We start from the raw sequence: 6,094 nt of genomic DNA, 5'->3' as shown, positions 1-6,094 counted from the left end.
CGCGACGACCGGACCGGGCGACGACGCGGCCCCCGCACAGGGCGGATGACCGGCGGGTGAATCGTCCGAAGTGGATCGGCGCGATGACGGGTCGCCCCGGCTGGCCCCGGTCGACTAACCTGAACGTGGCCAACGGTTCTCGACGATGACTACGGGGATGCAGCCATGACCGGGCGCACGGCAGTAGACGTACTGTCCTTGGAGGACTTTCACCAGCGGCTCGAGCGCAGGCTGAGCGAGGCCGAGTCGGTGTTGAAGAAGCTCAACACCGAGATGCAGTGCCGGCCGCCGGCGCTCGGCACGTTCACCGACGCCAACGACAACGCGCGTCGCTACTCCGAGACGCACCAGAGCTACGTCAACCACGTCGAGCGGTTGCGCCGGGCGATTGTCGCCGCCCAGAAGGCCACTAAGACGATCATGACGAACTACAAGACCGCCGAGGCACGCAACGCCGCCGCCGCGGCCGACATCGCCGCCGCCCTCTCCGGGCTGACCGAGGCGATGAAGCCGAAGGGAGAGGATCCGCGTGTCTGAATACACCCAGCGCTACGAGCACGTCAGCCACAAGGAGCTCTACCAGGGCGTCAACGCCGGTGACCCGAAGCAGATCGACGGGCTCAGCGCCCAGTGGACCTCGCTCAAGGGCACCCTCGACGACCTCGGCCGCGACCTGACCGCCGACCTCGACGCGCTGATGAAGACGTGGACGGGCGACGCCGCCCGGGAGTTCCACCGCCGGCTCAACCTGGTCGCCGACTACTCCGGCAACCTGGCCGAGGGCATGACGGGCATCCGGCAGGGGCTCGACATGATGGCCAGCGAGCTGCGCACCGCCCAGGCCAAGGCGGAGAGCCCCGAGGAGACCGACGACAACGACAAGATGCTCTCCAACGCCGGGAAGGGCTTCCTGGTCGGTGGCCTGCCCGGCGCGCTGGTCGGCGGCATCGTCGGCCACGAGCAGGACAAGGCCGAGCAGGAGAAGGCGCACCAGCGGATGGTGCAGGTCGTCGCCAAGCTGGCCGAGGGCTACGACTTCTCGGCGTACGGCCGGATCGTCGTGCCGGAGCCGGCGAACACGGAGCTTCCGGGCCACGGCGACCCGACCGACCCGACGCTGCGCAGCGGCCCGTCGGTGAGCACGCCGTCGGCCGGGCCGGGCGTCGGCAGCTTCGGTCCGGCGGCGAACGGCACCGCGACCACCTCGGGCGTGCACCACACCGCCCCGGGCAGCGGCACGGTGGGCGGCGGCACGTCCGGCGGCGGCACCGGCGGCCAGCCCGGCACGGGCACCCCGGGCAGCATCGGTTCGGTCGGCACCGTCGAGCCGACCGGCACCTCGCTCGCCGGCGCCGGCCCGCTGACCGTCACCGGCCCGACGACCGGCCTGGCAGGCCCCGGGCTCGGCGGCGCCAACCCGACCCTGCCGGCGGGTGGGGGCGGCGGCTCGCTCTACGGCATGCCCGGCGTGCTGGGCACCGGGTCGCTGGCCGGCTCGGGCGGCGGCTCGGCGGGCGCCGGCCGGGTGGGCGGGATCGGCGCCGAGAACCGGTCGGCCGCCGGCACCGGTCGCCTCGCCTCCGGGCGGGGCGTGACGATCGAGACGGAGAGCCGCTCGACCGGCAAGAGCGGCACCACCGGGCGGCCCGCCATGGCCGGCCGCAACGGCGTGCTGGGCGCGCGCGGCGACCAGGACGACGAGTCGGAGGGCCGGCTGACCTGGCTGACCGAGGACGAGATGGTCTGGACCGACGGCGAGGCGGCCCCGCCGCCGGTGCTCGGCGGCAACTGACCGCAGGCCGACGACGGCGCGGCGTCCCCACCCGGGGGGTGCCGCGCCGTTCGCGTCGAGCCGGGGTCGGCCGCGCTCCCCGGCCGCGACCGCCGGCGCGGAAGGGTCCGTCCACACCGAATCGTGGGACGGGTCACGTCGACCGGGAAGATCGTCGAGCTGCACGAGGCGGAACTGACCGATAGGTTGAAACGGTGCTGCCCGTAGCGTTCGCCTCGTCCCTCTGGACGGCCACGCTGCGCAGGATCGCCCGCACGGCGGTGACCGCCCTCGCGGTCATCGCCGGCCTCACCGGGCCGGCGGCCACGCCCGCCGACCACCTCGATCCGGCCGCGACCACCCGCCCTGCCGTCGACCTGCGGGTCGACGCGCCGGCTGCCGCCGACCTGGACTCGGCCGGCCAGCCGGTCGCGGACGCGCCCCTCGTCCGGATCGCCGCGGACCCGTCCGTCGCGCCCGTCGTCCGGACCGCCGCGGACCCGCCCCTCCGGCACCCGCTCGCCGCGCCGGCCCCGGCCGGGCCGCCGCACCGGTCCACGGCGGACACCGCCGCGCCGGTCGCGGGCCCGGACGTCGTGGTCGCCGCCGATCCCGGCCGGGCCACCATCGCCCGCCGCGGTCCGCCGCGCGCCTGACCGCGCTGGCCATCTCGGTAACGCCCCGCGCCGTTCGACCCGCCGCGCACCCCCGTCGCGATGCCGCCGCGACCTCCCGCCCGTCGCCCGGGCCCCGACCGTTGACTTCGACCGTTCCACCACGAGGTGCTGGTGATGCAGACCGTCTTCTCCACCGTCCTGCCCGACGTTCCCCGGGCCGCCGTCATCTGGCTGGCCCTGCTCGCCGTGGCGGCGATCGTGGTCGCCGCCCTGGTCGTCCGACCGAACCGGTTCCGGTCGGTGTTCGTCGACCGGATCAGCGAGGCCGCCCGGCCGAGCAGCATCGACCTGGCCGCCCAGGCCCGCGAGGAGGCCCGCGAGCGGGCCCGGTACGCGCAGGAGGTCGCCGTGGCCGCGTCCCGGGCGGCGGCGACCGCCGAGCGGCGCCGGGCCGAGTGGCTGGCCGCCCAGGAGGAGGTCGAGGAGGCGTGGCGGGCGTACGAGGCGGCGGAGGAGGACGTCCGCCGGCTGGCGGCCGCCGCGGCGCTGCCCCTGCCCCGGACCGCCCGGACCCCCGCCGAGTACGTGGACCGGGAGCGCTGGCTGCACCGCGCGGCGCTGGACGCCCAGTGGCGCAAGGAGATCACCGTGCAGCAGCTCAGCGGCATCCTCGGCCACCAGGGCTGGGATCCGCGCCGGCACCCGGTGGAGCAGGAGCTGCTGCTGCGCCGGCTGGTCCGGGACAACCTCCGGGCCCGGCAGCAGGACGCCCGGGAGCGGGAGCAGGCCGCCTGGCGGGCCGCCGAGCTGGCCGCCGACGCCGCGCGCAGCCTGCGCGACGAGGCGTACGTGGCGACCCGCCCGGCCACCGCGCCGCGGTCGTCGCTGCCGATCGCGGAGCTTGCCGGGCCGGAGACCACCCGCGAGCTGCCGGCGCCCAACAGGGCGGTCGAGACCACCCGCGAGCTGACCACGGTGGCCCGGGGGCGGGCGGCCGTGCCGGCCTACTGACGCACCCGGCGGGGCTGGCCCGGCTCGGTTAGCGTGGGTTCGTGTCCCGTGAAGCCTGGATACTTGTCGTGCTCGCCGCCGTCGCCGCGCTGGCGACGCTGGTCGGGGCGGTGGTGCTCGCCGTCCGGGTGGTCCGCACCCGCCGCATGCTCGGCGCGCTCGGGGTCGGCGGCAAGGTCGCCTTCTACGGCGCGCTGATCTACACGATCCTGCCCGTGGACGTGCTGCCCGACCCGATCTACCTGGACGACATGGGCGTGCTGGCCGGGGCGCTGATCTACCTGGGCCGGCTGGCCGCGAAGCACCGGGCCGCACAGCGCGGGCTGCCCGATCGGTCCGACTCCCCGCCAGGGCCGGACCGGCTGCGCCGCCCCGTGTCATGATCGACGCCGGGCCGGCGGTCGGCCCGGACCAGGGCACCGAGGGCGGGACATGGCGGGCGACCACCGACTGGACCCACACGACGAGCGGGTCGCCCGGTTCTTCCGGGACCGCCACCTCGCCACGCTGACCACCCTGCGGGCCGACGGCACCCCGCACGTCGTACCCGTCGGGGTCACCTTCGACGTCGACGCGGGCCTGGCCCGCGTGATCACCTCCGGCACCTCGGCCAAGGCCCGGCACGTCGCCGCGGCGGGCCCGGCGGGCACGCCCGTGGCGGTCTGCCAGCTCGACGGCCGCTGGTGGCTGACCGTGGAGGGCCGGGCGATGCTGCGCCGCGACCCGGAGTCGGTGGCCGAGGCCGAGCGGCGGTACGCCGCCCGCTATCGCACCCCGCGTCCGAATCCGGAGCGGGTGGTCATCGAGATCGCCGTGACCCGCCTCCTCGGCAGCCTTCCCACCGGCACCGACTGACCCACCCGTCACCGCGCCGACCGCCCGCTCGCGCCCGATGTCCGGTTAAACCGTGACGGCCGCCACCTGCGGAAATCGGGGCCGGCAGCGGCCCGTTGCACCTCTCGTACGAGCGAGCGGGCGGCAGGCCCGCCGCCCCCGGTGAGCGAGCGGGGCCGCGCCCTGGAGCGCACCGAGAAACCCCGAGGCACGCCGAGCGCCACTCCCGGTGCCGCGTCTCCCAACCCGGAGACGTCAACCCCCGAATGGAGCTTCGACATGAACTCGATCTTCCGTAAGAGCATGCTGTCCGTCGCCGGCCTGGTGATGTGCGGCGGGACCGTCGTCGGTCCGACTGTCGCGGCGCAGGCCGCGCCGTCGACCCCCCTCAAGGGCAAGGGCGAGCGCAGCGCCGGCTACGAGTACGAGGCGCAGCCGAACTACTTCTACTGCGGCCCGGCCTCGACCCGGATCGCGCTGTCGGCCGAGGGCAAGGAGGTCAGCCAGGACGAGCTGGCCGCCAAGCTGGGCACCACCGAGAACGGCACCGACTCGGCCATCGACATCACCCGGGTGCTCAACGAGTACACCGGCGGCAAGTACAAGACCACCGAGATCCGGGACGACGTGGCCACCAAGGAGCAGGTCGAGCGCCTGCGGGCGGACGTCAAGGCCGCCGTCGACCAGGGTCGGCCGGTCGTCGCCAACATCCTGGGCGGCGCGCTGGACATCGACGGTGTCGAGCACAGCTACCCCGGTCACTACCTGACCGTGGTGGAGTACAAGGACGACGGCAACACGGTGCTGATCGCCGACCCGGCCAGCCCGAACGAGCCGACGTACTGGATGGACGTGACCGAGCTGGCCAACTGGATCGCCGGCCGCGGTTACAGCTCCTGACCGAACCACCAAGGGCCGGTCTCTCCGAGCGGGGAGGCCGGCCCTTTCGGCATCCTGTTCCGTCACCGGCCCAGGGCCGGCCCCGCTAGAGTCTGGACCGTGCCGCGACCGGTGATCTTCGACCTGTTCCACACCCTGGTGCCCGGTGGGGACCCCGAGCGGGACCGCGTGGTCGGCGAGATGGCGCTGATGGTGGGGGTGGAGCCGGCCGCGCTGGTCGAGGCGTACCACGCCACCTGGCGGGACCGGATGACCAGGTGGGACGCCGTGGAGACGGTGCGCATCCTGGCCCGGCGGCTCGGCGGCGCGCCCACCGAGGAGCAGGTGGCCCGGGCGGCCGCGCACCGCCGCGAGCTGGCCCGGCGGCTGCTGGGTCGCGTCCGGCCGGCGACCCTCGCGGTGCTGGACGCGCTGCGCGCCGACGGCCACCCGATCGGGCTGGTCAGCAACGCCACCGCGGAGACCGCCGAGGCGTGGCCGTCGACCGGACTGGCCCGCCGGTTCGACGTGGCGGTCTTCTCCAGCGACGTGGGCCTGGCCAAGCCCGACCCGGAGATCTACCGGCTGGCGGCCGAGCGCCTCGGCGTCGCGCCGACCGAGTGCGTCTTCGTCGGCGACGGCGCGGACGGCGAGTTGGCCGGCGCGGCGGCCGTCGGCATGACGGTGGTCCGGACCACCGAGCACAACGACACCGACCCCGCCTGGGTCGGCCGCGCACTGACTGCCCTCGGCGAACTGCCCGCCCTGCTGCACGAGCCGGGCCGAGGACGCTGACGCGCCGACGCCCTCCCGCCGCGGGGACGGGAGGGCGTCGACCGGTCGGGATCAGCGGGTGAGGATCTGGGCCAGCACGTCGTGCACGTGGGTGTTCGGGTGCTTACCGGTGAACTGCTCGGCGAGCGGACCGTACGCGGTCACCACGTCGGCGCCGGTGTGGCCGCTGGTCGTCCAGTCCAGGTTG

Annotated in this window: 9 protein-coding genes; 8 read left to right on the top strand and 1 reads right to left on the bottom strand. The window is 75.0% G+C overall.

Annotated elements, in window-relative coordinates:
- Window positions 1–165: 165 nt before the first annotated feature.
- The 8 genes from ABZV78_RS31065 (at window position 166) to ABZV78_RS31030 (ending at window position 5,907) form a co-directional block, all read left to right on the top strand.
- Window positions 166–537: a hypothetical protein gene (locus ABZV78_RS31065; RefSeq protein WP_355644328.1), complete on the top strand. Its 372-nt coding sequence runs from the start codon at window positions 166–168 to the stop codon at window positions 535–537.
- Window positions 530–1,792, top strand: a complete 1,263-nt coding sequence (locus ABZV78_RS31060; protein ID WP_355644326.1) for a WXG100 family type VII secretion target — start codon at window positions 530–532, stop codon at window positions 1,790–1,792. The genes ABZV78_RS31065 and ABZV78_RS31060 overlap by 8 nt, the downstream gene beginning before the upstream one ends.
- A gap of 194 nt (window positions 1,793–1,986) precedes the next feature.
- Window positions 1,987–2,427: a hypothetical protein gene (locus tag ABZV78_RS31055; RefSeq protein WP_355644324.1), complete on the top strand. Its 441-nt coding sequence runs from the start codon at window positions 1,987–1,989 to the stop codon at window positions 2,425–2,427.
- Between the two features lie 135 nt (window positions 2,428–2,562).
- Window positions 2,563–3,399 (top strand): hypothetical protein, encoded by an 837-nt coding sequence (locus tag ABZV78_RS31050; protein WP_355644323.1) that lies wholly within the window; start codon window positions 2,563–2,565, stop codon window positions 3,397–3,399.
- 41 nt (window positions 3,400–3,440) lie between these two features.
- Entirely contained in the window at window positions 3,441–3,782 is a 342-nt protein-coding gene (locus tag ABZV78_RS31045) for a YkvA family protein (protein ID WP_355644321.1), read from the top strand.
- Between the two features lie 49 nt (window positions 3,783–3,831).
- Complete coding sequence (locus ABZV78_RS31040) at window positions 3,832–4,254, top strand: TIGR03618 family F420-dependent PPOX class oxidoreductase (protein ID WP_355644319.1); 423 nt, start codon at window positions 3,832–3,834, stop codon at window positions 4,252–4,254.
- A gap of 258 nt (window positions 4,255–4,512) precedes the next feature.
- Window positions 4,513–5,133 (top strand): C39 family peptidase, encoded by a 621-nt coding sequence (locus ABZV78_RS31035; protein WP_355644317.1) that lies wholly within the window; start codon window positions 4,513–4,515, stop codon window positions 5,131–5,133.
- A 99-nt stretch (window positions 5,134–5,232) separates the two neighbouring features.
- Complete coding sequence (locus tag ABZV78_RS31030; RefSeq protein ID WP_355644315.1) at window positions 5,233–5,907, top strand: HAD-IA family hydrolase; 675 nt, start codon at window positions 5,233–5,235, stop codon at window positions 5,905–5,907.
- A 51-nt stretch (window positions 5,908–5,958) separates the two neighbouring features.
- Here the strand turns inward: ABZV78_RS31030 and ABZV78_RS31025 are convergent, their stop codons facing one another.
- The gene (locus ABZV78_RS31025; protein WP_355644329.1) at window positions 5,959–6,090 is read right to left on the bottom strand and encodes an alkaline phosphatase; all 132 of its coding nucleotides are present in this window, start codon (window positions 6,088–6,090) and stop codon (window positions 5,959–5,961) included.
- Window positions 6,091–6,094 lie beyond the last annotated feature (4 nt).

Source organism: Micromonospora sp. NPDC004540 (assembly GCF_040610095.1).
GTDB lineage: Bacteria > Actinomycetota > Actinomycetes > Mycobacteriales > Micromonosporaceae > Micromonospora.
This window is presented reverse-complemented; position numbering and strand designations above follow the sequence as displayed.